This is a genomic window from Pseudomonas putida (genome assembly GCF_002025705.1).
Taxonomy (GTDB): Bacteria; Pseudomonadota; Gammaproteobacteria; order Pseudomonadales; family Pseudomonadaceae; genus Aquipseudomonas; species Aquipseudomonas putida_J.
In genome coordinates this window covers 4,684,496-4,708,559 of record NZ_CP018846.1, presented here as the reverse complement: position 1 = coordinate 4,708,559, position 24,064 = coordinate 4,684,496, and the positions used below count along the sequence as shown (strand labels likewise).

The following is a 24,064-nucleotide window of genomic DNA, read 5'->3' as shown; positions in this document are numbered from 1 at the left end:
GGAAGAGCGCCATTTTACTCACCGGCCTGATGAAGTAATGACCGAACTTGTAGGAAAAGTCGGGTATCTAGCTGAGAAAAGGTCAGACTTTACCCGGTATGCCGTACTTGCGCAGGCGTTGTGCGATCGCCGTATGCGAGGTCTGCAGCCGCCCCGCCAGCTGCCGGGTCGAGGGGTAGCTGGCATACAGGCGCTGCAGCAGTTCGCGCTCAAAGTCGCCTACCGCTTGTTCCAGGCTGGCCACTTCGCCATCTTGCCCGCGGGCCACGGAGGTGCCGGCGATATCCAGGTCACCGATATCCACAAGGTTGCCCTCGCAGATGGCTGCCGCACGGAAGATCACGTTTTGCAACTGACGCACGTTGCCCGGCCAAGGGTTGGCAAGCAACGCCGAGTGGGTAGCTGGTGTCAGCCTGCAGGGTGGCCGCTGGATCTGCGTGCAGGCCTGCTGCATGAAGTAGTGCGCCAGCATGAGGATGTCCTGGCCGCGGTCACGCAGCGGCGGCACTTGCAGGTTGAGCACGTTGAGGCGGTAGAACAGGTCTTCACGGAAGGTGCCTTCGGCGACCATGCGTTCCAGGTCGCGGTGGGTGGCGCTGATGATACGCACATCCACTTTCACCTCGCGATCGCCCCCCACGCGGCGGAAGCTGCCATCGCTGAGAAAACGCAGCAGCTTGGCTTGCAGGTATGGCGACATTTCGCCGATCTCGTCGAGAAACACCGTGCCCTGGTTGGCCAGCTCCATCAGCCCAGGCTTGCCGCCGCGCTGGGCACCGGTGAAGGCGCCGGGGGCGTAGCCGAACAGCTCGCTCTCGGCCAGGCTTTCGGGCAGTGCGGCACAGTTGAGGGCGAGGAACGGCGCGGTATGGCGGCTGCTGATGGCATGGCAGGCGCGGGCCACCAGTTCCTTGCCGGTGCCGGTTTCGCCATGCACCAGCAGCGGCGCATCGAGGGCCGCCACGCGCAGGGCGCGGGCCTTGAGGGTGCGAATTGCCGGCGACTCGCCGAGCAATGCGTCAAAGCCTTCAGCGTGGTCGTGGTGCAGGGCTGACAGGCGCTCGCCCATGCGGTTGGGCGCATACAGCGTCAACAGGCCGCCGGCGTTGGTGATGGGCGAGGCGTCCAGCAGCAGGCTCTGGCCGTTGAGTTGCATTTCGCGCATCGGCAGGTGGAAGTTGTTGTCAAGCAAAGCCTGCAGCAGGTCGGGGTCATTGAACAGTTCGCCCACCGTGCGCCCGGCGGATTCGCGGCCGCACAGGGCGATCAGCGCCGGGTTTGCCAGCAGCACCTTGCCTGCGCTGTCGACTGCCAGCACCGGGTCGCTCATGGCGGCGAGCAGGGCGTCGAGCTGCAGGTGGCGGCGCTGGCCGGGGAGGATGTCGACCACGTCCACCGACTGCACGCCACGCACTTCGAACAGGGCGTCGTGGAGTTCTTCAAGCACCGCCGGGCTGAGGGTCGGGGCATCGATGTAGACGTTGGGCGGGACCATTTCCACGGCGTCCAGGTTGAGGTTGCGGGCACCGAGCAGGGCGAGGACTTCCTGGGTGATGCCGACGCGGTCGATGAAGCTGACGTGGATGCGCATGGGGGACGGTGAAAGTGGTGGCCTGGGAGGGCGGTAGTATGCCTCAACATCCCCGGGGCCGCTCTGCGGCCCTTTCCGACCGGTCCGGCGCCCCGGCAAGGCCGCTCCTACAGGGGAGCGCGATCGTTTGTAGGAGCGGCCTCGTGTCGCGAAAGGGCTGCGAAGCAGCCCCAGGTTCTCGAATCACTCCAGATGTTCAGGCTTGATCGGGTCGCCTGATTTCACATCCAGCTTCTGGCGAATGTCTTCGAACATGGCGTCGTATAGCTTATGCGGCGAACCCAGCGTTTCGAACTTCTGGTGCGGCGCGAGATAGGATTGGGCTTTGCGCGAAGCCACACTGAGGAAACTCGGCAGCACCTGATCTTTGGCCAGGAAGAAATTTTCATCGACGGTCTTGCCCTCGATGCTGCCATGCATGCGGAACTGGATGCCTCTGCCTTCCTTGGGGTCTGAAAACGCTTCGTACTCGATGTTAAGGTCGTAACTGTGGTCGTTTTTGTTCAGCGCAGTGCGCTCGATATGTACATGACCGGGGTGGAACTGGGCCATGGCAAACTCCTCCGGAAGGTAAAAATGGCGGGCCCCGTAAGCCCGCCCACTGCAATCAACGGTAGCTGATACCAGGCTTTTCGGTACTCACGCGGGTACCGGCGATGCCTTTGACAATGCCCTCGATGTTCTCCAGCGAGCTGATCACCGCCACTTTGCCTGTGTGCCGGGCAAAGTCGCAGGCTGCTTGTACCTTGGGCCCCATGGAACCGGCCGCGAAGCCGAGGCGTTCGAGCTCATCGGGGTGGGCCTGGGCAATGGCTTTCTGCGTTGGCTTGCCCCAGTCAATGTAGGCCCCATCGACGTCGGTGGCGATTACCAGAAGGTCGGCTTTGAGCTGTTCGGCCAGCAGCGCCGAGCACAGGTCCTTGTCGATTACCGCCTCGATGCCTTTGAGCTTGCGGTTTTCATCGTACATGGTGGGGATGCCACCACCGCCGGCGCAGATCACGATGCTTTTCTTTTCCAGCAGCCATGTGATCGGGCGGATTTCAAAGATGCGCTTGGGTTTCGGGCTGGCGACCACACGCCGGTACTTGTCGCCGTCGGCCTTGACCACCCAGCCTTTTTCCTTGGCCAGGCGCTCTGCCTCTTCCTTGCTGTAGACCGGGCCGATGAACTTGCTCGGGTCCTTGAAGGCAGGGTCGTTGGCGTCCACTTCTACCTGAGTGAGCAGGGTGGCGAACGGCACTTCGAAGTCCAGCAGGTTGCCCAGCTCCTGTTCGATCATGTAGCCGATCATGCCTTCGGTTTCGGCGCCGAGCACGTCCAGGGGGTAAGCCTCGTCGGGCTTGTACGACAGCCCTTGCAGGGCCAGCAGGCCAACTTGCGGGCCGTTGCCGTGGGCGATGACCAGTTCGTTGCCGGGATGAATCTTGGCGATCTGTTCGGTGGCCGTGCGGATATTGGCGCGCTGGTTGTCAGCGGTCATGGGCTCGCCACGGCGCAGCAGGGCGTTGCCGCCCAATGCAACAACGATACGCATGGGGAATGTCCTTTAACTAAGAAGGAAGGGCGCCGCCCCCATGGTCAGGAGCGGCGCGGCCGGCTTACAGATCAGCCAGGGTCGAAACCAGGATCGCCTTGATGGTGTGCATGCGGTTTTCTGCCTGCTCGAAGGCGATGCACGCTGGCGACTCGAACACGTCATCGGTCACTTCGATGCCGTTGGCCAGGTCCGGATACTGCTCGGCAATCTGCTTGCCGACCTTGGTTTCGGAGTTGTGGAAGGCCGGCAGGCAGTGCATGAACTTGGTGCGTGGGTTGCCGCTGGCTTTCATCAGCTCCTTGTTCACCTGGTAAGGCTTGAGCTGCTTGATGCGCTCGCCCCAGGCCTCGATCGGCTCGCCCATCGAGACCCAGACGTCGGTGTGGATGAAGTCGACGCCCTTGACCGCAGCCTTGGGGTCTTCGGTCAGGGTGATGCGCGCACCGCTTTCTTCGGCGTACTTGTGGCAACGCTCGACCAAATCATCATGTGGCCACAGCGCCTTGGGCGCAGCGATGCGCACGTCCATGCCAAGCTTGGCGCCGATCAGCAGCAGCGAGTTGCCCATGTTGTTGCGGGCGTCGCCCAGGTAGGCGTAGCTGATGTCGTGCAGCGGCTTGTCGCTGTGCTCACGCATGGTCAGCACGTCGGCGATCATCTGGGTCGGGTGGTATTCATCGGTCAGGCCGTTGAACACGGGCACGCCGGCGAACTTGGCCAGTTCTTCGACGATTTCCTGCTTGAAGCCGCGGTACTCGATGGCGTCGTACATGCGCCCGAGCACGCGGGCGGTGTCCTTCATGCTCTCCTTGTGGCCGATCTGCGAGGAGTTGGGGTCGATGTAGGTGACGTTGGCGCCCTGGTCATAGGCGGCGACTTCGAAGGCGCAGCGGGTGCGGGTCGAGGTCTTTTCGAAGATCAGGGCGATGTTGTTGCCCTTCAGGTGCTGCTGCTCGGTGCCGGTGTACTTGGCGCGCTTGAGGTCGCGCGAAAGGTCGAGCAGATACCTCAGCTCGCGGGTGGTGTGGTGTTCGAGGCTGAGCAGGTTGCGGTTGTGAATGTTGAACGCCATGACTGTATCTCCTTGAATTCGGTGAGGGTCCCGGCCGCTGCTTTGTGGGCGCGGCCGGGTGTATGGTCGTTAGTAGTCGATTGGGTCGCGCACGATAGGGCAGGTCATGCAGTGGCCGCCGCCACGGCCCCGGCCCAGCTCGCCGGCGCTGATGGTGATGACCTCGATGCCGGCCTTGCGCAGCAGGGTGTTGGTGTAGGTATTGCGGTCGTAGCCGATGACCACGCCTGGCTCGATGGCCACCACGTTGTTGCCGTCATCCCACTGTTCGCGTTCGGCGGCGAAGCTGTTGCCGCCGGTTTCGACCACGCGCAGCTTGACGCCCAGTTGCTCGCCGACCACCTCGATGAACGACTTGTTGATACGGCGTACGTCCATGCCGTATGGTTTTTTCTCGTCCGGGCGGATGATGAACGGCACGATCTCGTTGACCACTTCCGGGAAGACCGTGACCAGGTCGCGGTCGCAGAAGCTGAACACGGTGTCCAGGTGCATGGCAGCGCGGGATTTTGGCAGGCCGGCAACGATGACTTCCTTCACTGCGCCCTTGGCGAACAGGTTTTGCGCCAGCTGGCCGATGGCCTGGCGCGAGGTGCGCTCACCCATGCCGATCAGCACGATACCGTTGCCGATCGGCATCACGTCACCGCCTTCGAGGGTGGCGCTGCCGTGGTCCTTGTCCGGGTCGCCGTACCAGACCTGGAAGTCGGCACCGGTGAACTCTTTGTGGAACTTGTAGATGGCAGTGGTCAGCAGGGTTTCCTGACGACGTGCTGGCCAGTACATCGGGTTCAGGGTCACGCCGCCGTAGATCCAGCAGGTGGTGTCACGAGTGAACTGGGTGTTAGGCAGCGGCGGCAGGATGAAGCTGGAGTGGCCCAGGTAGTCGTTGTACATCTTGACCACATCGGCGCCTTCGCTCTGCGGCAGGTCCTGGCCGGCTACACCGCCGATCAGGAACTCGGCCAGGTGGCGAGGCTCGAGGCCTTCGAGCCAGCTGCGCACTTCGTTGGTCAGGCCGACACCGACGGTGTCAGGGGTGATCTTGCGGTCGAGGATCCACTTCAGTGCTTCCTTGTTCTGCACGATGTCGGTCAGCAGGTTGTGCATCTCCAGCACATCCACGCCACGCTCGCGCATCTTGGTGACGAAGTCGAAATGGTCGCGCTTGGCCTGGTCGACCCAGATCACATCGTCGAACAGCAGTTCGTCACAGTTGCTTGGCGTCAGCCGCTTGTGCGCCAGCCCGGGTGCGCAAACCATTACCTTGCGCAGTTTGCCGGCTTCGGAGTGGACACCGTACTTCTGTTTTTCAGCGGACATGGTTTCATTCCTCCAATTGAACGAAGACGTGGGTCAAAGGGTCAGGAAGCCGTCATACAGGCCAAAGGCTGCCACCAGGGCGCCGATGACCACGGCTGCGAAGATCAGTTTTTCCACGTTGGTGAAGATAGGTTGGCCCACCTCGCGCTTGGCCTTGGCGAACAGGATCGCGCCAGGGGCATAGAGCAGGGCCGAGAGCAGCAGGTATTTCACGCCGCCGGCATACAGCAGCCAGATGGCGTAGATCAGCGCGATGGCACCGATGAACAGGTCTTTCTTACGCTCGGCCAGGGCCTGTTCGTAGGTTTCGCTGCGCAGTGCCAGCAGGAAGGCATAAGCCGCCGACCACAGGTAGGGCACCAGGATCATCGAGGTGGCGAGGTAGATCAGCGACAGGTAGGTACTGCTGGAGAACAGGGTGATGACCAGGAAGATCTGCACCATGGCGTTGGTCAGCCACAGGGCGTTGGCCGGCACCTGGTTGGCGTTCTCGCGGCGCAGGAACTCCGGCATGGTGTGGTCCTTGGCGGCGGCGAACATGATCTCGGCGCACAGCAGCACCCACGACAGCAGGGCGCCGAGCAGCGAGATGATCAGGCCGACGCTGATCAGCACCGCACCCCAGTGGCCGACCACGTGCTCGAGCACGGCAGCCATCGACGGGTTCTGCAGCTTGGCCAGTTCCGGTTGGGTCATGATGCCCAGCGACAGCACGTTGACCAGTACCAGGAACAGCAGCACGGTGACGAAGCCGATGACCGTGGCCTTGCCCACGTCGGAGCGCTTTTCCGCCCGTGACGAGAAGATGCTCGCGCCTTCGATACCGATGAACACCCATACGGTGACCAGCATCATGTTGCGCACCTGGTTCATCACGCTGCCCAGGTCAGGTGTGCCCACCGCCCAGATGTCGGCGGTGAAGATGTCGAGCTTGAAGGCGAACAGGCAGATCAGTGCGAACAGCACCAGCGGTACGACCTTGGCCACGGTGGTGACCAGGTTGATGAACGCCGCTTCCTTGATGCCACGCAGCACCAGGAAGTGCACCGCCCAGAGCAGAATCGAGGCACCGATGATCGCTGCGGGGGTGTTGCCCTCGCCGAAGATCGGGAAGAAGTAGCCGAGTGTGCTGAACAGCAGCACGAAGTAGCCGACGTTGCCCAGCCAGGCACTGATCCAGTAGCCCCAGGCCGAAGAGAAGCCCATGTAGTCGCCGAAGCCCGCCTTGGCATAGGCGTATACACCGCCATCCAGGTCAGGCTTGCGGTTGGCCAGGGTTTGGAACACGAAGGCCAGGGTCAACATGCCCACCGCCGTGATCGCCCAGCCAATCAGTACCGCGCCAACGCCGGCACTGGCGGCCATGTTTTGCGGCAGCGAGAAAATCCCGCCACCAATCATCGAGCCGACCACAAGTGCAACTAACGCGCCGAGTTTTAGTTTTCCGGATGAATCAGACATTTAACAACTCCTGCCAGGAGAAAGTTGACGACAGAATAAATCCGACGCCTGAACCATGACCTGACTTGGATCAGTTCATGGCAACGCGAAGGTAGGAAATTTCCTACGCGCGACTCCCGGAGAGTGCCGACTGCTCAGCTGCAGGCCCTGTGCACTGGCATCTCCATGTCCTTCTAGAGCAAACGCTCCGTTTGGCCTGCGATGTCTGAAACTAGCCGTTTTTGCCGCTTTCGCAAATTTTTCACAAGAATTTCGAGTTTTATCAGATTCTTTTCTAGTTGCTTGGCAGCTGCTAGTTTTTACAGAGGCATGGCGATAGACAATGTGGTTATTAATGCTATAGGTTTAATAGGTTTAGCCATATAAGTAACAGCATTTATATGGCGCCCATGGCTGTTTCAAACGCATGACAGCACTGAAAAAAGGGAGCCCCATGAGCGAACCGGGACAAAAGCTGCGTCTGGGTGCACTGATCGCGCTGGTGGTCGGTTCGATGATTGGTGGCGGGATTTTCTCGCTGCCACAGAACATGGCCGCCCGTGCTGACGTTGGCGCGGTACTGATCGGTTGGGCGATCACCGCAGTGGGCATGTTGGCATTGGCCTTCGTGTTCCAAACCCTGGCCAACCGCAAGCCTGAACTGGATTCGGGGGTATACGCCTACGCCAAGGCCGGCTTCGGCGACTATATGGGCTTCTCTTCGGCCTGGGGCTACTGGATCAGTGCGTGGCTGGGCAACGTCGGCTACTTCGTGCTGCTGTTCAGTACCCTCGGCTTCTACTTCCCGGTGTTTGGCGAAGGCAACACGCCGATTGCCATCGGCTGCGCCTCGTTGCTGCTGTGGGCGGTGCACTTTCTGGTACTGCGTGGCATCAAGGAAGCGGCGTTCATCAACCAGGTGACCACTGTTGCCAAGGTGGTGCCGCTGCTGATCTTCGTCGTCATCGCCGCCTTTGCCTTTCGCGCCGATATCTTCACTCGCGATATCTGGGGCCTGAGCAACCCGCAGTTCGGCAATGTGCTGGACCAGGTGCGCAACATGATGCTGGTCACGGTGTTCGTGTTCATCGGTATCGAGGGCGCCAGTGTGTACTCCGGGCGGGCGCAGCGCCGTTCCGATGTGGGCAAGGCCACGGTGATCGGCTTTCTTGGCGTGCTGGCTTTGTTGGTGCTGGTCAACGTGCTGTCGCTGGGGGTGATGACCCAGCCCGAGTTGGCCGGGTTGCAGAACCCGTCACTGGCCTCGGTGCTGGAGCATATCGTCGGTCCTTGGGGCGCCTTGCTGATCAGCATCGGCCTGGCGGTGTCGCTGCTTGGAGCCTTGCTGTCTTGGGCACTGCTGTGTGCAGAAATTCTTTTCGCCACGGCACGTGACAAGACCATGCCGCGCTTTTTGGCCAAGGAAAACGCCAACCACGTGCCGGCCAATGCCTTGTGGCTGACCAACTGCATGATCCAGGGCTTCCTGCTGATCACGTTGGTTTCGGCAGGCACCTATACCAGCCTGATCTACCTGGCATCGTCGATGATTCTGGTGCCGTACCTGTGGTCGGCGGCTTATGCGGTGCTGCTGGCGTGGCGCGGGGAGAGTTACCAAGGGCAGCCGGGGCTGCGGCGCAAGGACCTGCTGGTGGCGGCACTGGCGCTGGTGTATGCGGTGTGGCTGTTGTACGCAGGTGGCTTGAAGTACCTGCTGCTGTCGGCATTGCTCTATGCCCCTGGGGTCATCCTGTTCGCACGGGCCAAGCACGAACAAGGGCAGACGCTGTTCACCACCTGGGAGAAGCTGATTTTCGCGGCAGTGCTGGCTGGCGCGGCACTGGCTGCCTACCTGCTGTATTCAGGGTTGCTGAGCCTGTGAGGCAGCGGGGCAGGGCTGTTCCGGGCGCGACCAGATCCACAGGTTGCCCAGGGTCATGCCGGCAATCGCCAGGAACACTGGCCAGTGGTGTTCGAGGAAAATCAGCATCAGGGCGGCGCACAGCAGCATGCTGATGGTGGCGCTGACCTTGGCGCGGCGCTGGATCACCTTGCCGTTGCGCCAGTTGTACAGAATCGGCCCGAACAAGCGATGGTTTTCCAGCCAGGCGGACAGGCGCGGTGAGCTGCGCGTGGCGGCCCAGGCGGCCAGCAGGATGAACTCGGTGGTCGGCAGGCCAGGGATGACGATGGCGACCAGGCCTATCCCCAGGCTCACGTAAGCCAGGATGCCATACAGCAGGCGGGACAGTTTCGAGCGGGCGGGTCGGGTCATGGTCTCACTGCAAAAAAACGTCCGGCCACCGGAAAGGTGGCCGGTTGATGCGTATCAGGCCAGCGCGGCATCCGCGGCGTAGGCATGCTTGAGCAGTTCGGTGAAGCGCTCGAAGGCGGCAACCGCACCGCGCTCGGCGGCGGCGTCTTCCTCGGGCGACAGCGCCAGGCCATCGAGGATGCGGGTGAACTGCTTCCAGCCTTCGGCACGGCCACCGGCCGGCTCGCCGAGATGACGGGCACCGAAACTGTCGGACAATTCCAGGGCCACGGCACGCTTGATCAGAAACGCAGCGCCAAGTTTGGAGCCTTCCGAGACGAAGATCCAGCCCATTGCCTCACCCAGGCTCGGGTTCTGCAGCGCGCCAGGCACGGCAGCCGGTACTTCAGTGCCGAGGTCGGCGAGGTCCAAGCGGGCCTGTGCGGCGCGGCAGCGCTCGGCCAGGTCGGGGACGATGGCGATCAATTGCGGGTCGTTGTACAGGGCCTGCAGTTCGGCCTGGAACAGGTACTGGGCGACGACGAAGCGGGCGAAACTTTCGCGGCTGTCGAATGGCGCGTGGGATTTGACCAGGGCATCGAGCTCGCTGTGCGGAGCGTGGGTAACCTGGTTCAGGCGTTGCGAGCGCAGGGCTGGGCGATCGGTCATGGGGGTGTCCTTGGAAAATGAGGGCGTCTAGTGACAAGACGAAGCAGCGGTGCGGGGACAGTAAAAAAACTGGGTTCTTCGATGTTTTTGCAGCGCGCGAGAGATCGAGCGCCGCCAGCGCGGCGCATCGCGGATGAATCCGCTCCTACATTTGTTGCAACGTGCCGAACCTGACAGGCCATGGTCGCCTGCTTCGCGCATGTCTTGAGCCTTACAAGCAAAGCTGACAATCATGGCCTCACAGGCATGGCCACGTTGCAACAAATGTAGGAGCGGATTCATCCGCGATGCGCCGCGTGGGCGGCGCTCGATCTCATGGGCGCTAAACCTCTCAAGCCCTACATCAGATATCCCACACCACATTGATGGCGAAGTTGCGCCCCGGCATGGTCAGGCGGTCGAGGTTGGCTGGTTGGGTCACGCCAGCTTCACCCTGGCCGTCGTAGCCGCGCACCGAGTCCCACTGCCAGTATTTCTTGTCGGTCAGGTTGTACAGCCCGGCGTTGACGGTGACGTCGTCGGTCACTTTGTAGAAGCCGCTCAGGTCCAGCACGCCATAGCCAGGTGTGCGGAACTGCGAGCTCTGGCCGTCCGGTGCGAAGAAGGTGGTGTCGTCGACGCGGGTCTTGCGCTTGACCAGGGTCCAGCTCAGCAGGCCGCCATAGTTCGGCTGCTCATAACCCAGGCCGAATACGCCGGTCAGCGGGTTGACGCTGTTCAGCGGCTGGCCGTTGTCGTCATTGCGACCATAGGCGTAGGCGATCGAACCCTGGGTGTACAGGCCCTGCGGCGCACCGAAGTGGTCCAGGTTCAGGCGGCCCTTGACCTCGGCGCCCTTGATGGTGGCGTGCTTGATGTTGTTGGCCTGGAACGTGGTTTCCAGGTTGGCCGACTGCACGGCGTCTTCGTCGATGAAGTCGCGGTACTTGTTGTAGAACACCGCCACGTCGAAGTTGCCGGCGTCGAAGTTGCCGCGCAGGCCAGTTTCGTAGCTCTTGCTCTTTTCCGGTTCGAGCCCGGGGTTGCCCTGCACGCTGTAACCCAGGGTCGGGTTGTCAAAGCGCCCGTACATCGATTTGGCCGTCGGCGTGCGGAAGCCCTCGGCGTACTGGCCGTACCAGGTGTAGTTGTCGTTGAAGGCGTAGGTCAGGCCGAACTTGGGCGACACGCGGTGCCACTTCTTGTCCGAGTCGTCGAGGCTGCTAGGTGCGGTCCCCGAACCCTGGATGCCGCGCAGGAACTCCTCGGTGAACTTCGGCTCCATGCGCGTGTAGTCATAGCGGGCGCCGGGCATGAAGGTCCAGTTGTTCCAGCGGATCTCATCCTGCACGAACAGGCTGTAGGTATTCACGGTCGGGTCCGGGAAGTCGCTGACCAGCGCCTGGGCATCGCTGGTGCTGACCTGGCCGATGCTGCGGCAGGTGCCACCGACCGCCAGGCAGGTGCCGGTGCCGCTGCGCGAACCGGTGACCTTCTCGTGCTTGAGGGTGGTGCCGTAGGTCAGCAGGTGATCGGTGGCGCCGATGCTGAAGGCCTTGTCCAGCTGGGCATCGAACACCCACTGGCGGTCTTTGTAAGTGGTATCGCGGGTGCGCAGCACGGTTCGGCTGAACGGGAAGTAGACTTCCTCGGTGTGCTGGTCGGTCTTGGCGATCTGGTAGTTCAGGCTCCATTTGACGTGGTCGGCTACCAGCGAATCGAGGCCGAACTCGTGGTTGATGCCAAAACGCTCGCGGGTGATGGTGTCATTGCCATTGCGGCTCTTGTACATGCCCAGGCCGGCGCCGTTGGTGAACGGCCCGCCGACAGCGCTGAGGATGTCCTGGTCGCGGTCATCCTTGTAGCGCTCGTAGGTGAAACCCAGGCGAGCATCGTCGGCGTAGTTCCAGCCCAGTTTGGCCAGCACGTTGGTGGTACGCACGTCCTCCGGGTTGGCCTCGGTGCGCGCCAGGCCGGTGCCGCCATGGCTGCCGTAGGATTCGGTCTCATGGCCGTTGCGCTGGCTCAGGTGCAGCAGGCCGTCGAAATCGCCCGTGCGGCCAGCCACGGTAGCTGAGGTCAGCCAGCTGTCATCGGCCGAGCTGTAGCCGGTCTTCAGGCGCGCACCGGCGTCTTTGCCGGGCTTGATGATGTCGTCCGGGTCCAAGGTGAAGTAGCTCACTGCACCGCCGATGGCGTTGCTGCCGTACAGCACCGAAGCCGGGCCGCGGAGGATCTCCACGCGCTTGACGATTTCAGGGTCGACGTAGTTGCGCTGGGTCTGGGCGTAGGGGCCATAGAAGAAGCTGTCGGGGATCGACACACCATCGACCTGGGTAAGGACGCGCTCGCCGTCGATGCCGCGGATGTTGTAGCCGTTCAGGCCACTGCGCTGGCCGGTGCCACCCACCGACACACCTGGTTCGTAACGGACCAGCTCCTGGATATTGTTGACGTTCTGTCGGTCCAGCTGCTCGCGGGTCTGCACGGTCACGGTGCTCGGTACCTGGCTCACGTCCTGGGCGCTACGGGTAGCGCTGACGGTCATCTGCTGCAGGGCGATGGCGTTACCCGCCGACTGGCGTTCGAGCACCACGTTGCCGTTGCTGATCTTGCGAAAGCCCAGGCCGGTGCCCTGGAGCAGGCGCTTGAGCGCGGCTTCAGGTGGCAGCGAACCCTGCACGCCAGGCGATGCCACGCCGTCGGCCAGTTCGGCGCTGAAGCCGACCTGCCAGCCGGTAACCTTGCTGAAGGCATTGATTGCCTCGACCAGAGGCTGCTGGGCGATGCTGAAGCGGTAGTCGCCCATGCGCGGGCTGCTGGCCTGGGCTGGTTCGGCAGCCAGCGCCGGCAGGCTGCAGGCACCGCTGGCGAGCAGGGCCAGCGTCAGCAGGGACAGCTGACCGGTACGGCGGGGAAGGGTGGACGAGCGAGTTGGACCTGTGGACATCGAAAGCGCTCCCAGACGCGCGAACTGTTATAGGTGATGACCGTTCTTGTTTTCAAACAAGAATCAGTTGCATTGGCTATAACGAGACGGGCGGGGTTGCGCGATCGCGTAAAAAAAATTTCAGGTCAGTTGATGATCACCACGGCAGGGAACTCGTGCAGCTGCGCCGAGGTGATGTGGGCCAGGGCGCGCAAGGTTTCCAGCGGCTGATCCAGTCGGTAGTTGCCGGTCACTGCCATGTCGTCGAGGTGGCCGTTACGGTTGATGATCCAGCCGGGGTAATAGCGCCGCACTTCTGCCAGTACCTGGCTCAACGGGCAGTTCTCGAACACCAGGCGGCCGTCGACCCAGGCCAGGTCCTTGTGCATGTCCGGGCGCTGGCGCTGGCCAAAGCCCTGCGGGCCGACACTGATGCTGTCGCCGGCACTGAGGCGAATGCGCTGGTCGCGGGCCCCCTGCAGGTCGACGTCGCCCCGCTGTACGCGCACCTGTGCCTCGCCGTCGAGGTAGCGTACGGCGAAATCGGTGTCGCGTACCTGCGCGCGCACTGGCCCGGCCTGCACCTCCAGCGGCAGCTGGGCGCCTCCGGATACCTGGAAATACGCCTCGCCTTGCAGCAGGCGCGCAACCTGGCGGCCGCCTTGCAGGTCGCTGGCGAAGGCGGAATTGGTGTTGAGCAGGATCTTGGCGCCGCCATCCAGCTCCAGGCGCTGGCGCTCACCGACCACGGTCAGGTGGTCTGCCTGCAGGCGCACCGGCAGGTTGCCGAAGGTGAATAGCCCGACCAGCAGCACGGCGGCGGTTGCCAGTGGCTTCCAGTGCGCACGCAGGCGGCCGCGCAGCGAGCGGCGCTGATGCTGGTGCATGTGCATGGCGGCCTGGCGTAGCGGGGTGCCGTTCCACAAGGCTTCGGCCTCGACGTAGGCCTCGGCGTTTTCAGGGGCTGCGCTGAGCCATTGCTCGAAGGCGAGGGTGTCTGCCTCGCTGGCGCACTGCAGGCGCACGAGCCAGTCCAACGCCTCGTCCAGCGCACGGGCGCGGGCGTCGGGCCCGGTGGCTGGCGGGCGAGTGACGGGGCTGTCGGTCACAGTGGGTCCTTGCAGGTATTTTTGCGAATGATCAAGGCTCGGGCAAAGCATGGCAAGGGCCACGGCGCATTCGGCACGCCGGCGGTCGGCTCATTTGAGGCGCTCGGCCACGCCCATGCAGATCGCCATGATCAGTTTCAGTTCCTTCTGTACGGTGCTGGCCGAGACCTGCAGTTGCTCGGCAATTTCCAGGTAGCTGGCGCCGTGCAGGCGGCTGAGGATGAAAATGCGCTGCTGACGCTCGGTCAACTGATTGAGGCTGACGCTCAGGTGCTTGAGCAGTTGCTCGGCGTGGGCGGCGTCCTCGCTGCTGCCGAGCGGGGAGGCGACGTTGTGCAGCACCTCGTCGGGTACATCGTCGACCAGCATGCGCGCCTGCACCCGCCGTGTACGCAGGTGGTCCAGGGCGAGGTTGCGGGCGGTCTGGAACACGAAGGGTTCGAGGTGTTCGATGGGCCGTTCGCCCAACGCGCGGGACACCCGCAGGTAGGTTTCCTGCAACAGGTCCTCGGCCGTGCTGGGGTTGCCCACCATGCGTTGCAGGGTGCGCAGCAGGGAAAGACGCTGGACGAGGAAGACGGAGTTGAACCGGGACTGACTCACGGGGGGACCTGGCCGACGAAAGGTGAATGATAATGCTTATCATCTTGCCGTCAGGTCAAGCCTGGAATTGTTAGGAAAAGGTAAAGATTGTGAGTTCTTCAGCCTTGTACGGTCCCGTGTAGGAGCGGCCTTGCGTCGCGAAAGGGCTGCAAAGCAGCCCCAAAAATTTGCACTCATGCCAAGATCAGGGGCCGCTTTGCGGCCCTTTCGCGACGCAAGGCCGCTCCTACAAAGGCCGCATGAGCCAGCCAGGTTCAGCGAGCGCTGGCCAATGCCAGGCAGTTGTCCAGCATGCGGTTGGAGAACCCCCACTCGTTGTCATACCAGGCCAGCACCTTGAGCATCCGCCCGTTGGCGCGGGTATGGTTGGCATCGAAGATCGACGACAACGGGTTGTGGTTGAAGTCGCACGACACCAGCGGCAGGGCGTTGTAGCCGAGCACCTTGGAGTGCCGGCTGGCTTCGAGGAACAGCTGGTTGACCTGCTCGGCGCTGGCCTCGCGCTTGAGGTTGACGGTAAGGTCGACCAGCGACACGTTGATTACCGGTACCCGCACGGCCATGCCGGTGAGCTTGCCGGCCAGCTCCGGCAGCACCAGGCCCACGGCCTCGGCGGCGCCGGTCTTGCTTGGAATCATCGACTGGGTGGCCGAGCGGGCACGGTACGGGTCGCTGTGGTAGACATCGGTCAGCACCTGGTCGTTGGTGTAGGCGTGGATCGTGGTCATCAGCCCCTGTTCGATGCCGAACTCGCGGTGCAGCACCTGGGCGATCGGCGCCAGGCAGTTGGTGGTGCACGAAGCGTTGGAAATGACCTGGTGCGAAGCCCGCAAAATATCGTGGTTGACCCCGTACACCACGGTGGCATCGACACCCTTGCCCGGCGCCGAGACGATCACCTTGGAGGCCCCGGCAGCCAGGTGCGCGGCGGCCTTGGCGCGGTCGGTGAACAGCCCGGTGCATTCGAACACCACATCGATCGCTTCGGCCTTCCAGGGCAGCTCGGCCGGGTTGCGGATGGCGCTGACCGCGATACGGTCACCATTGACCGTCAGGCTTTCATGGTCGGCCTCGACCACGGCATCGAAGGTACCGTGCACGCTGTCATATTTGAGCAGGTGGGCGTTCATCGCGCTGTCACCCAGATCGTTGATGGCGACGACCTGCAGGTCCTGGCGGTAGCCTTGGGTATACAGTGCGCGCAGGACATTGCGCCCGATGCGGCCGAATCCATTGATGGCGATACGTAGGGTCATGGCAGTACCTCTGGCGGTCCGAGTGAAAGCTGTGGCACAAAGACGCTTCACTGAAACGGTTTTGTTGTTGGAATTACAAGATTATTCACTGGCCGATAGAAAACAAGCCTTTTTGATGGCAGTATTTTGTTTAAACATACAACGAGTGGTTGGGCGCAGTGCCTCCCCGATGTTGCGAGCCCCTCTACCTTGAGCCTAGGCCGCAATCGTTTGGAGGGGAAATGCCCGGTAAACCGCCCTTACAATTAGCCTGGAGTCCAGTACATGCACCCGCGCATCCTTGAGGTCACCCAGCGGCTGATCGAACGTAGCCGTGCCACCCGCGAGCGCTACCTGCAGCTGATTCGTGGCGCGGCCAGTGACGGCCCCATGCGTGCCAGCCTGCAATGCGCCAACTTCGCCCACGGTGTGGCCGGTTGTGGCGCCGAGGACAAGCAGACCCTGCGGCTGATGAACGCGGCCAACGTCGCCATCGTTTCGGCCTACAACGACATGCTCTCGGCGCACCAGCCGTATCTGCATTTCCCTGATCAGATCAAGCATGCCCTGCGTGAGGTCGGTTCGGTCGGCCAGTTCGCCGGGGGTGTGCCAGCCATGTGCGATGGCGTGACCCAGGGCGAGCCGGGCATGGAACTGGCCATCGCCAGCCGCGAAGTGATCGCCATGTCCACTGCGGTTGCGCTGTCGCACAACATGTTCGACGCCGCGTTGATGCTCGGCATCTGCGACAAGATCGTCCCCGGCCTGATGATGGGCGCGCTGCGCTTCGGCCACCTGCCGACCATTTTCGTCCCGGGCGGGCCGATGGTTTCCGGCATTTCCAACAAGCAGAAAGCCGACGTGCGCCAGCGCTATGCCGAGGGCAAGGCCACGCGCGAGGAACTGCTTGAGTCGGAAATGAACTCCTACCACAGCCCCGGCACCTGTACCTTCTACGGCACTGCCAACACCAACCAGCTGGTGATGGAAGTCATGGGCCTGCACCTGCCCGGCGCCTCGTTCGTCAATCCGTACACCCCGCTGCGCGATGCCCTTACCGCCGAGGCGGCGCAGCAGGTCACGCGCATGACCAAGGCCAGCGGCAGCTTCATGCCGCTGGGCGAGATCGTCGACGAGAAGGCGCTGGTCAACTCCATCGTGGCCCTGCATGCCACCGGCGGCTCGACCAACCACACCCTGCACATCCCGGCGATCGCCCAGGCAGCCGGCATCCAGCTGACCTGGCAGGACATGGCCGACCTGTCCGAGGTGGTGCCGACCCTGTCCCACGTCTACCCCAACGGCAAGGCCGACATCAACCACTTCCAGGCCGCTGGCGGCATGGCCTTCCTCATCCGTGAACTGCTCGATGCCGGCCTGCTGCACGAGGACGTCAACACCGTGGCCGGGCACGGGCTGCGTCGCTACACCCAGGAGCCGTTCCTCGACGACGGCAAGCTGGTATGGCGCGAAGGCCCTGCGCAGAGCCTGGACGAGAGCATCCTGCGCCCGGTGGCGCGGCCGTTCTCGGCCGAAGGCGGCCTGCGGGTGATGGAAGGCAACCTGGGCCGCGGCGTGATGAAAGTCTCCGCGGTAGCCCCTGAGCACCAGGTGGTCGAGGCGCCGGCACGGGTGTTCCATGACCAGAAGTCGCTGGCCGATGCCTTCAACGCCGGTGAGCTGGAGCGCGATTTCGTTGCCGTGGTGCGCTTCCAGGGCCCGCGCTGCAACGGCATGCCCGAACTGCACAAGCTGACGCCGTTCCTCGGTGTGTTGCAGGACCGTGGCTACAAGGTCGCGCTGGTGACCGACGGGCGCATGTCGGGTGCCTCGGGCAAGATCCCGGCGGCCATTCATGTGTGCCCCGAAGCGTTTGACGGTGGCCCGCTGGCACGCGTGCGTGATGGTGATATCGTGCGGGTCGATGGCGTCGAAGGCACGCTGCGGGTGATGGTGTCGGCAGAAGAGCTGGCCAGCCGTGACCTGCCGCCCGCGCCCCAGGGCAACGACCTGGGCTGCGGCCGTGAGCTGTTCGGCTTCATGCGCATGGCGTTCAGCCCGGCAGAGCAGGGTGCGAGCGCCTTCACCTCGGCCCTGGAGAACCTCAAATGAAGGACCTGCTGGTTGGCGACATCGGTGGCACCAATGCCCGTTTTGCGTTGTGGCGTGACAACCAGCTGTATCAGGTGAAGGTTTTCGCCACGGCGGACTACACCAGCCCGGAGCAAGCCATCGAGGCCTACCTGCAGGGTCACGGTATTGCCCGTGGTGGCTTGGCGGCGGTATGCCTGGCAGTGGCGGGGCCGGTCGATGGTGATGAATTCCGCTTCACCAACAACCACTGGCGGCTCAGCCACAAGGCGTTTTGCCAGACCTTGCAGGTCGAGCGGCTGCTGCTGATCAACGACTTTTCTGCCCAGGCCCTGGGCATGACCCGCCTGCAACCTGGTGAGTACCGCGAGGTCTGCCCAGGCAAGGCGGACCCTGCGCGGCCTGCGCTGGTGATCGGCCCGGGCACCGGCCTGGGCGTCGGTAGCCTGCTGCGCCTGGGCGAGCAGCACTGGCAGGCGCTGCCAGGTGAAGGCGGGCATGTCGACCTGCCAGTGGGTAATGCCCGCGAAGCAGCGATCCATCAGCAGATGCACAGCCAGATCGGCCACGTCAGTGCCGAGACGGTACTCAGCGGTGGCGGCCTCGTGCGCCTGTATCAGGCCATGTGCGCGCTGGATGGCGACACGCCGCGACACACATCCCCGGCGCAGGTCACCGATGCGGCGCTCGGTGGCGAGCCACGGGCGCTGGCGGTGGTCGAGCAGTTCTGCCGATTCCTCGGGCGCGTGGCTGGTAACAATGTGCTTACCTTGGGCGCGCGCGGCGGGGTTTATATTGTCGGCGGGGTGATCCCGCGCTTTGCCGAACTGTTCCTGCGCAGTGGCTTTGCCCAGAGTTTTGCCGACAAGGGCTGCATGAGTGGCTACTTCGCCGGGGTACCGGTGTGGCTGGTGACAGCGGAATTCTCTGGACTGCTGGGGGCCGGAGTGGCATTACAGCAATCATTGGATCACTGACGGGGGCCGCTCTGCGGCCCTTTCGCGACACAAGGCCGCTCCTACAGAATGGCGCGATCCCCTGTAGGAGCGGCCTTGTGTCGCGAAAGGGCTGCGAAGCGGCCCCTGAATGCAATACCCGAGAGCAGGCGAAGACCTGTGATAAACAAGAGGGCGGGATACCTTGAGCACTGCCGGAAAATCAATCCTGATGGTCGATGACGATCAGGAAATTCGTGAGTTGCTGCAAACCTACCTGAGCCGCGCCGGCTTCCAGGTCCGTGCCGAGGCCGATGGTCAGGGCTTTCGCCGCGCCCTGGAAAGCACCCCCTGCGACCTGGTGATCCTCGACGTCATGCTGCCCGACGAAGACGGTTTCAGCCTGTGCCGCTGGGTGCGCCAGCATCCGCGCCAGGCGCGGGTACCGATCATCATGCTGACGGCCAGCTCCGACGAAGCCGACCGCGTCATCGGCCTGGAGCTGGGCGCCGACGACTACTTGGGCAAGCCATTCAGCCCGCGTGAATTACAGGCGCGCATCAAGGCCCTGTTGCGCCGCAGCGAGTTCGGCCAGGCCGCGCCAGCCAGTGCCGTGCTGGCCTTCGATGACTGGCGCTTGGATACCATCAGCCACCGCCTGTTCCACCGCGATGGCGAAGAAGTGATTCTGTCCGGTGCCGACTTTGCCCTGCTGAAACTGTTTCTCGATCACCCGCAGCAGATTCTCGACCGCGACACCATCGGCAATGCCACCCGAGGCCGCGAGCCGATGCCGCTGGACCGTATCGTCGACATGGCGGTCAGCCGCCTGCGCCAGCGCCTGCGCGACACCGACAAGCCGCCGCGGCTGATCCGCACCGTGCGTGGCAGTGGTTACCTGCTGGCTGCCCATGTCTGCTGCGCTTCCTGAGCGGCGCTGGCGCCTGCTGCCGCGCTCGCTGCTGGGGCGCATGCTGCTGCTGACCTTGCTGGTGGTGCTGCTGGCCCAGGGCCTGTCGAGCCTGATCTGGGTCTCCCAGTTGCGCGCCAGCCAGTTGCAGGGCCTGCGTGCCAGTGCCGGGAGCCTGGCCCATTCCATGAGCGCCAGCGTCAGCTACTTCCGCTCGCTGCCGGTGGCCTATCGGCCGATGGTGCTCGACCAGTTGCGCAGCATGGGTGGGACGCGCTTCTTCGTGTCGCTCAACGACAAGCCGCTGGACATGCCGGTGTTACCCATTACCCCGCGCAAGCAGGCAGTGATCGATGTGTTCCAGCAGGTACTGCACGAGCGCCTGGGCGAGCAGATGGAGATCTCCGTCGAGTTCGTCGCCCCCGATGACCTGCGCATCTTCAACAGTGGCCTGAAGCTCGATGAGCTGCCGCGCTCGTGGGCGCATTACTCGCTGACCCTGGAGCCGCTCAACCCGCCAGTGCTGGTGACCCAGATTCGTCTTGACCAGGGCGAATGGCTGTACATCGCTTCCTTGCTGCCCGAGCCCTATACCAGCCTTGAAGCCGAACGCCTGCCGCGCCAGCAGATCGGTTTCATCGCGCTGACCACCGCCTTGCTGCTGCTGTTCATCGGCTTGCTGGTGCACTGGCAAAGCTGGCCGCTCAAGCGGCTGGCGCGTGCCGCGCGCGAACTGTCACTGGGCGCCGATGTAGCGCCGGTGGCCGAAGGCGGCGGCAGCGAGGTGGTGGAAGTGGGGCGGGCGTTCAACAGCATGCGCGAGCGCATCAGCCGTTACCTGACCGAGCGTTCCCAGTTGTTCAGCGCCATTTCCCACGACCTGCGCACACCGATCACGCGCTTGCGCCTGCGCGTGGAGCTGCTCGAGGACGAACGCCTGCAGGCAAAGTTCAGCCACGACCTCGACGAGCTGGAGCTGCTGGTCAAGGGGGCGCTGCAGTGCGTGAAGGACACCGACATCCACGAGAACATCGAGCCAATCGACCTCAATCAGGTGCTGGAAATTCTCGCAGAGCCGTATCTGGGTGACGGCCGTATCACCGTAGACGGGCGCGCCATGGCGCCGTACCCGGGCAAACCGCTGGCCCTGCGCCGCTGTATCGGCAACCTGATCGACAATGCCATCAAGTATGGCGAGCGGGCGCGCCTGCGCATCATCGACAGTGCCGAGGGCTTCGTCTTGCAGGTGGATGACCAGGGGCCAGGTGTGCCGCAGCAGCAGATGGAGCAGGTATTCGAGCCGCATTTTCGCCTGGCCGGGAAGCAGCAGGGCTACGGTCTGGGCCTGGGTATCGCGCGCAACATTGCCCATAGCCATGGCGGCGAGGTGAGTCTGCTCAACCTGCGCGAAGGCGGTTTGCGGGTGACGCTGTGCCTGCCCAGAGGCATGGATTGAGCCGTGTCACAGACTGGTGACACAACAGCTGTTCTTCGTGACATGCCGGCCAGGACGGCTGGCTAGACTTCGCAGACGACTGGCAAGGAACGCGCTGGCCCATGAAGCATAACGACCTCCCCTTTGGCAGTTGGCTGGACTCGCCTGTCCATGCTGCCTGGCTTATGGCCGAAGGGCGGCGCCTGCTGGCCTTCGCCAAGACCGCGAAGTTGCCAGAAGGCTTCGGCAACCTCGATGCAACGGGCGGCCTGGCGTCTGATGCTGTCGCCGAAACCATGAACACCGCGCGCATGACCCATTGTTTCGCCCTCGCGCACATCCAGGGTGTGCCAGGCTGCCTGGCCTACGCCGAGCATGGCGTCACAGCCCTGCTTGGGGGGCTGCACGATGCCACCTACGAGGGCTGGTTCGCGCACCCCGACGGTATCCATGACAGTGGCAAGTCTGCTTACCTGCATGCCTTCGTCGCGCTGGCTGCCAGTTCCGCAACGGTGGCCGGCACGGCCGGTGCTGCGCAGTTGCTGGCGGAGGTTGTGCCGGTCATCGAAGGGCACTTCTGGTGCGAGCAGGAGGGTGCCCTGTGTGAAACTTTCTCCCGCGCCTGGCAGCAGCCTGTAGCCTACCGTGGCGCCAACAGCAACATGCACGCCACCGAGGCGTTCCTGGCGCTTGCCGATGCCACTGGCAATACGCTTTGGCTACAGCGAGCGTTGCGCATTGCCGAGCGCATCATCCACACCCATGCCGCCACCAACGGCTATCGGGTCATCGAGCATTTCGACGCATTCTGGCAGCCAGTGCCGCACTACAACCTGGAGCATCCCGCCGACCACTTCCGCCCTTATGGCACAACGCCCGGGCACGCGCTGGAATGGGCGCGTCTGCTGCTGCACCTGGAGGCCAGCCTCCACCTTGCCGGGCTGCCCGCACCCGAATGGTTGCTAGCCTGCGCCCATGGCTTGTTCGACAGCGCCTGTCGCCACGCCTGGGGCGTCGATGGTGAGCCTGGCTTCGTCTACACGTTGGACTGGGACAACCGCCCGGTCGTCAGGCAGCGCCTGCATTGGGTGCATGCCGAGGCGTGCGCCGCGGCCGCCGCGCTGTTGCGCAGAACCGGTGAAGCCCGTTACGAGCAGTGGTATCAATGTTTCTGGGGGTTCATCGACAACCATTTCATTGACCGTGCCGGCGGCAGCTGGCACCACGAGCTCGATACGCACAACCACCCTGCCGGCACCATCTGGCCGGGCAAGCCGGACCTGTATCACGCTTATCAGGCGGTACTGCTGCCGGGCCTGCCATTGGCGCCCAGCCTGGCGACGGCCATTTCGCGTTATGTAACCAAACGATGACATTCGCGCATCGCTTCGTTACCTGACGAGGCGGGCGCGCTGATTAGACTTCATGCAATGCAAGCGACCGACTTGCCCCGCATAACAACAAGAAAGGTATTCCGATGAAATCGACCCTCCGCCTCGCCGCCGCGATCTCCCTCGCCTCACTCCTGCCGCTCAGCGCCTCCGCCGCCGAATCCAAAGGCAGCGTCGAAGTGGTGCACTGGTGGACTTCCGGTGGTGAAAAAGCCGCTGTGGATGTACTCAAGGCCCAGGTCGAGAAAGATGGCTTCACCTGGAAGGACGGCGCGGTTGCAGGTGGCGGTGGTGCCACGGCCATGACTGTGCTCAAGAGCCGCGCAGTAGCCGGCAATCCGCCTGGCGTCGCGCAGATCAAGGGGCCAGACATCCAGGACTGGGCTGCCACCGGCCTGCTCGATGCCGACGTGCTCAAGGGCGTCGCCAAGGAAGAACAGTGGGACGCGCTGCTCGACAAGAAGGTCGCCGACACCGTGAAGTATGACGGCGACTATGTCGCTGTGCCGGTCAACATCCACCGCATCAACTGGCTGTGGATCAACCCTGAGGTATTCAAGAAGGCCGGCATCGACAAGGCGCCGACCACCCTCGACGAATTCTATGCCGCCGCCGACAAGCTCAAGGCTGCCGGTTTCATCCCGCTCGCCCATGGCGGCCAGCCTTGGCAGGACAGCACCGTGTTCGAAAGCGTGGTGCTGGCCGTGATGGGGCCAGAGGGCTACAAGAAAGCCATGGTCGATCTGGACGAAACGGCGCTGACCGGCCCCGAGATGGTCAAGTCGCTCAGCGAGCTGAAGAAGGTCGCCACCTACATGGACCCTGATGGCAAGGGCCAGGACTGGAACCTGGAGGCGGCCAAGGTCATCAACGGCAAGGCTGGCATGCAGATCATGGGCGACTGGGCCAAGAGCGAATGGACCCTGGCCAAGAAGACCGCCGGCAAGGATTACCAGTGTGTGCCGTTCCCTGGCACCGAAAAAGCGTTCCTCTACAACATCGACTCGCTGGTGGTGTTCAAGCAGAAAGACAAGGGCACTGCTGCCGGCCAGCAGGACATCGCCCGCAAGGTGCTGGGCCAGGACTTCCAGAAGGTCTTCAGCATCAACAAGGGCTCGATCCCAGTGCGTAACGACATGCTCGCCGACATGAGCAAGTACGGCTTCGACGCCTGCGCCCAGACCTCCGCCAAGGACTTCCTCGCCGACGCCAAGACCGGCGGCCTGCAGCCGAGCATGGCGCACAACATGGCCACCACGCTGGCCGTGCAGGGCGCATTCTTCGATGTGGTGACCAACTACATCAACGACCCAAAGGCCGACCCGGCCGACGCGGCGAAGAAGCTGGCGGCGGCGATCAAGGCTGCCAAGTAAGCGAGTCTCAGGCTTGCGCGGCCTGATTGTGGGAGCGGCCTTGCGTCGCGATAGGACCGCGAAGCGGTCCCCATAGCAGGCAGCGCAGTCCTTTCGGAACAGCTTCGTTCATCCGGCCCTGGGGCTGCTGCGCAGCCCTTTCCGACCGGTCCGGCGCCCCGGCAAGGCCGCCCCTACAGAGTGTT

Annotated in this window: 19 protein-coding genes; 7 read left to right on the top strand and 12 right to left on the bottom strand. The window is 63.3% G+C overall.

The features are described from left to right. Window positions 1-82: 82 nt before the first annotated feature. The 6 genes from BUQ73_RS21365 to arcD (BUQ73_RS21340) all read right to left on the bottom strand — a co-directional run bounded on the left by BUQ73_RS21365 (window position 83) and on the right by arcD (BUQ73_RS21340) (window position 6,987). Entirely contained in the window at window positions 83-1,591 is a 1,509-nt protein-coding gene (locus tag BUQ73_RS21365; protein ID WP_079229573.1) for a sigma-54-dependent transcriptional regulator, read from the bottom strand. 183 nt (window positions 1,592-1,774) lie between these two features. Next, complete coding sequence (locus tag BUQ73_RS21360) at window positions 1,775-2,143, bottom strand: DUF5064 family protein (protein WP_079229572.1); 369 nt, start codon at window positions 2,141-2,143, stop codon at window positions 1,775-1,777. 55 nt (window positions 2,144-2,198) lie between these two features. Then, the gene (gene arcC / locus BUQ73_RS21355) at window positions 2,199-3,128 is read right to left on the bottom strand and encodes a carbamate kinase (protein ID WP_027920179.1); all 930 of its coding nucleotides are present in this window, start codon (window positions 3,126-3,128) and stop codon (window positions 2,199-2,201) included. 64 nt (window positions 3,129-3,192) lie between these two features. Then, on the bottom strand, window positions 3,193-4,203 hold the full coding sequence (locus BUQ73_RS21350) for an ornithine carbamoyltransferase (RefSeq protein ID WP_079229571.1): 1,011 nt from the start codon (window positions 4,201-4,203) through the stop codon (window positions 3,193-3,195). 69 nt (window positions 4,204-4,272) lie between these two features. Further along, window positions 4,273-5,526: an arginine deiminase gene (gene arcA / locus BUQ73_RS21345; protein WP_079229570.1), complete on the bottom strand. Its 1,254-nt coding sequence runs from the start codon at window positions 5,524-5,526 to the stop codon at window positions 4,273-4,275. 33 nt (window positions 5,527-5,559) lie between these two features. After that, window positions 5,560-6,987, bottom strand: a complete 1,428-nt coding sequence (gene arcD, locus BUQ73_RS21340; protein ID WP_027920176.1) for an arginine-ornithine antiporter — start codon at window positions 6,985-6,987, stop codon at window positions 5,560-5,562. 433 nt (window positions 6,988-7,420) lie between these two features. Between arcD (BUQ73_RS21340) and arcD (BUQ73_RS21330) the strand changes: the two genes are divergently transcribed. Next, window positions 7,421-8,848 carry an arginine-ornithine antiporter gene (gene arcD / locus BUQ73_RS21330; protein ID WP_079229569.1) on the top strand — a complete coding sequence of 476 codons (1,428 nt, stop codon included), beginning with the start codon at window positions 7,421-7,423 and terminating at the stop codon, window positions 8,846-8,848. On the opposite strand, the gene BUQ73_RS21325 is transcribed toward arcD (BUQ73_RS21330), so the two are convergent. The 6 genes from BUQ73_RS21325 to gap form a co-directional block, all read right to left on the bottom strand. Continuing rightward, a complete protein-coding gene (locus tag BUQ73_RS21325; protein ID WP_027920174.1) occupies window positions 8,828-9,241 on the bottom strand; it encodes a YbaN family protein in 414 nt (137 codons plus the stop codon). The two genes, arcD (BUQ73_RS21330) and BUQ73_RS21325, sit on opposite strands and share 21 nt — an antisense overlap. Before the next feature lie 54 nt (window positions 9,242-9,295). Next, entirely contained in the window at window positions 9,296-9,889 is a 594-nt protein-coding gene (locus BUQ73_RS21320) for a biliverdin-producing heme oxygenase (protein WP_079229568.1), read from the bottom strand. A gap of 343 nt (window positions 9,890-10,232) precedes the next feature. Next, window positions 10,233-12,818: a TonB-dependent receptor gene (locus BUQ73_RS21315; RefSeq protein ID WP_079229567.1), complete on the bottom strand. Its 2,586-nt coding sequence runs from the start codon at window positions 12,816-12,818 to the stop codon at window positions 10,233-10,235. A gap of 125 nt (window positions 12,819-12,943) precedes the next feature. Beyond that, window positions 12,944-13,906: a FecR family protein gene (locus tag BUQ73_RS21310; RefSeq protein WP_079229566.1), complete on the bottom strand. Its 963-nt coding sequence runs from the start codon at window positions 13,904-13,906 to the stop codon at window positions 12,944-12,946. 90 nt (window positions 13,907-13,996) lie between these two features. Continuing rightward, window positions 13,997-14,509, bottom strand: coding sequence for an RNA polymerase sigma factor (locus BUQ73_RS21305; protein WP_079229565.1), 513 nt, complete (start codon window positions 14,507-14,509; stop codon window positions 13,997-13,999). Between the two features lie 254 nt (window positions 14,510-14,763). After that, window positions 14,764-15,765, bottom strand: coding sequence for a type I glyceraldehyde-3-phosphate dehydrogenase (gene gap / locus BUQ73_RS21300; protein ID WP_027920169.1), 1,002 nt, complete (start codon window positions 15,763-15,765; stop codon window positions 14,764-14,766). A gap of 264 nt (window positions 15,766-16,029) precedes the next feature. On the opposite strand from gap, the gene edd reads away from it, so the two are divergent. The 6 genes from edd (at window position 16,030) to BUQ73_RS21270 (ending at window position 23,879) form a co-directional block, all read left to right on the top strand. After that, window positions 16,030-17,856: a phosphogluconate dehydratase gene (edd, locus tag BUQ73_RS21295; protein ID WP_079229564.1), complete on the top strand. Its 1,827-nt coding sequence runs from the start codon at window positions 16,030-16,032 to the stop codon at window positions 17,854-17,856. Beyond that, the gene (locus tag BUQ73_RS21290) at window positions 17,853-18,812 is read left to right on the top strand and encodes a glucokinase (protein WP_079229563.1); all 960 of its coding nucleotides are present in this window, start codon (window positions 17,853-17,855) and stop codon (window positions 18,810-18,812) included. Before edd ends, BUQ73_RS21290 begins: the two co-directional genes overlap by 4 nt. 163 nt (window positions 18,813-18,975) lie before the next feature. Further along, entirely contained in the window at window positions 18,976-19,701 is a 726-nt protein-coding gene (gene gltR, locus BUQ73_RS21285; protein WP_079229562.1) for a two-component system response regulator GltR, read from the top strand. After that, the gene (locus tag BUQ73_RS21280; RefSeq protein ID WP_079229561.1) at window positions 19,682-21,136 is read left to right on the top strand and encodes an ATP-binding protein; all 1,455 of its coding nucleotides are present in this window, start codon (window positions 19,682-19,684) and stop codon (window positions 21,134-21,136) included. Before gltR ends, BUQ73_RS21280 begins: the two co-directional genes overlap by 20 nt. A gap of 101 nt (window positions 21,137-21,237) precedes the next feature. Beyond that, window positions 21,238-22,488, top strand: a complete 1,251-nt coding sequence (locus BUQ73_RS21275) for an AGE family epimerase/isomerase (protein ID WP_079229560.1) — start codon at window positions 21,238-21,240, stop codon at window positions 22,486-22,488. Window positions 22,489-22,592: 104 nt separating this feature from the next. Continuing rightward, window positions 22,593-23,879, top strand: coding sequence for an ABC transporter substrate-binding protein (locus BUQ73_RS21270; protein WP_079229559.1), 1,287 nt, complete (start codon window positions 22,593-22,595; stop codon window positions 23,877-23,879). The last annotated feature ends 185 nt before the right edge of the window (window positions 23,880-24,064 follow it).

Coding starts and splice junctions, on each gene's coding strand:
- BUQ73_RS21290 (WP_079229563.1), top strand. CDS start 17,853: ATGAAGGACCTGCTGGTTGGCGACATCGGTGGCACCAATGCCCGTTTT.
- arcD (WP_027920176.1), bottom strand. CDS start 6,987: ATGTCTGATTCATCCGGAAAACTAAAACTCGGCGCGTTAGTTGCACTT.
- BUQ73_RS21325 (WP_027920174.1), bottom strand. CDS start 9,241: ATGACCCGACCCGCCCGCTCGAAACTGTCCCGCCTGCTGTATGGCATC.
- BUQ73_RS21360 (WP_079229572.1), bottom strand. CDS start 2,143: ATGGCCCAGTTCCACCCCGGTCATGTACATATCGAGCGCACTGCGCTG.
- BUQ73_RS21320 (WP_079229568.1), bottom strand. CDS start 9,889: ATGACCGATCGCCCAGCCCTGCGCTCGCAACGCCTGAACCAGGTTACC.
- gap (WP_027920169.1), bottom strand. CDS start 15,765: ATGACCCTACGTATCGCCATCAATGGATTCGGCCGCATCGGGCGCAAT.
- arcA (WP_079229570.1), bottom strand. CDS start 5,526: ATGTCCGCTGAAAAACAGAAGTACGGTGTCCACTCCGAAGCCGGCAAA.
- edd (WP_079229564.1), top strand. CDS start 16,030: ATGCACCCGCGCATCCTTGAGGTCACCCAGCGGCTGATCGAACGTAGC.
- BUQ73_RS21315 (WP_079229567.1), bottom strand. CDS start 12,818: ATGTCCACAGGTCCAACTCGCTCGTCCACCCTTCCCCGCCGTACCGGT.
- BUQ73_RS21280 (WP_079229561.1), top strand. CDS start 19,682: ATGTCTGCTGCGCTTCCTGAGCGGCGCTGGCGCCTGCTGCCGCGCTCG.
- BUQ73_RS21275 (WP_079229560.1), top strand. CDS start 21,238: ATGAAGCATAACGACCTCCCCTTTGGCAGTTGGCTGGACTCGCCTGTC.
- BUQ73_RS21270 (WP_079229559.1), top strand. CDS start 22,593: ATGAAATCGACCCTCCGCCTCGCCGCCGCGATCTCCCTCGCCTCACTC.
- arcC (WP_027920179.1), bottom strand. CDS start 3,128: ATGCGTATCGTTGTTGCATTGGGCGGCAACGCCCTGCTGCGCCGTGGC.
- arcD (WP_079229569.1), top strand. CDS start 7,421: ATGAGCGAACCGGGACAAAAGCTGCGTCTGGGTGCACTGATCGCGCTG.
- BUQ73_RS21365 (WP_079229573.1), bottom strand. CDS start 1,591: ATGCGCATCCACGTCAGCTTCATCGACCGCGTCGGCATCACCCAGGAA.
- BUQ73_RS21350 (WP_079229571.1), bottom strand. CDS start 4,203: ATGGCGTTCAACATTCACAACCGCAACCTGCTCAGCCTCGAACACCAC.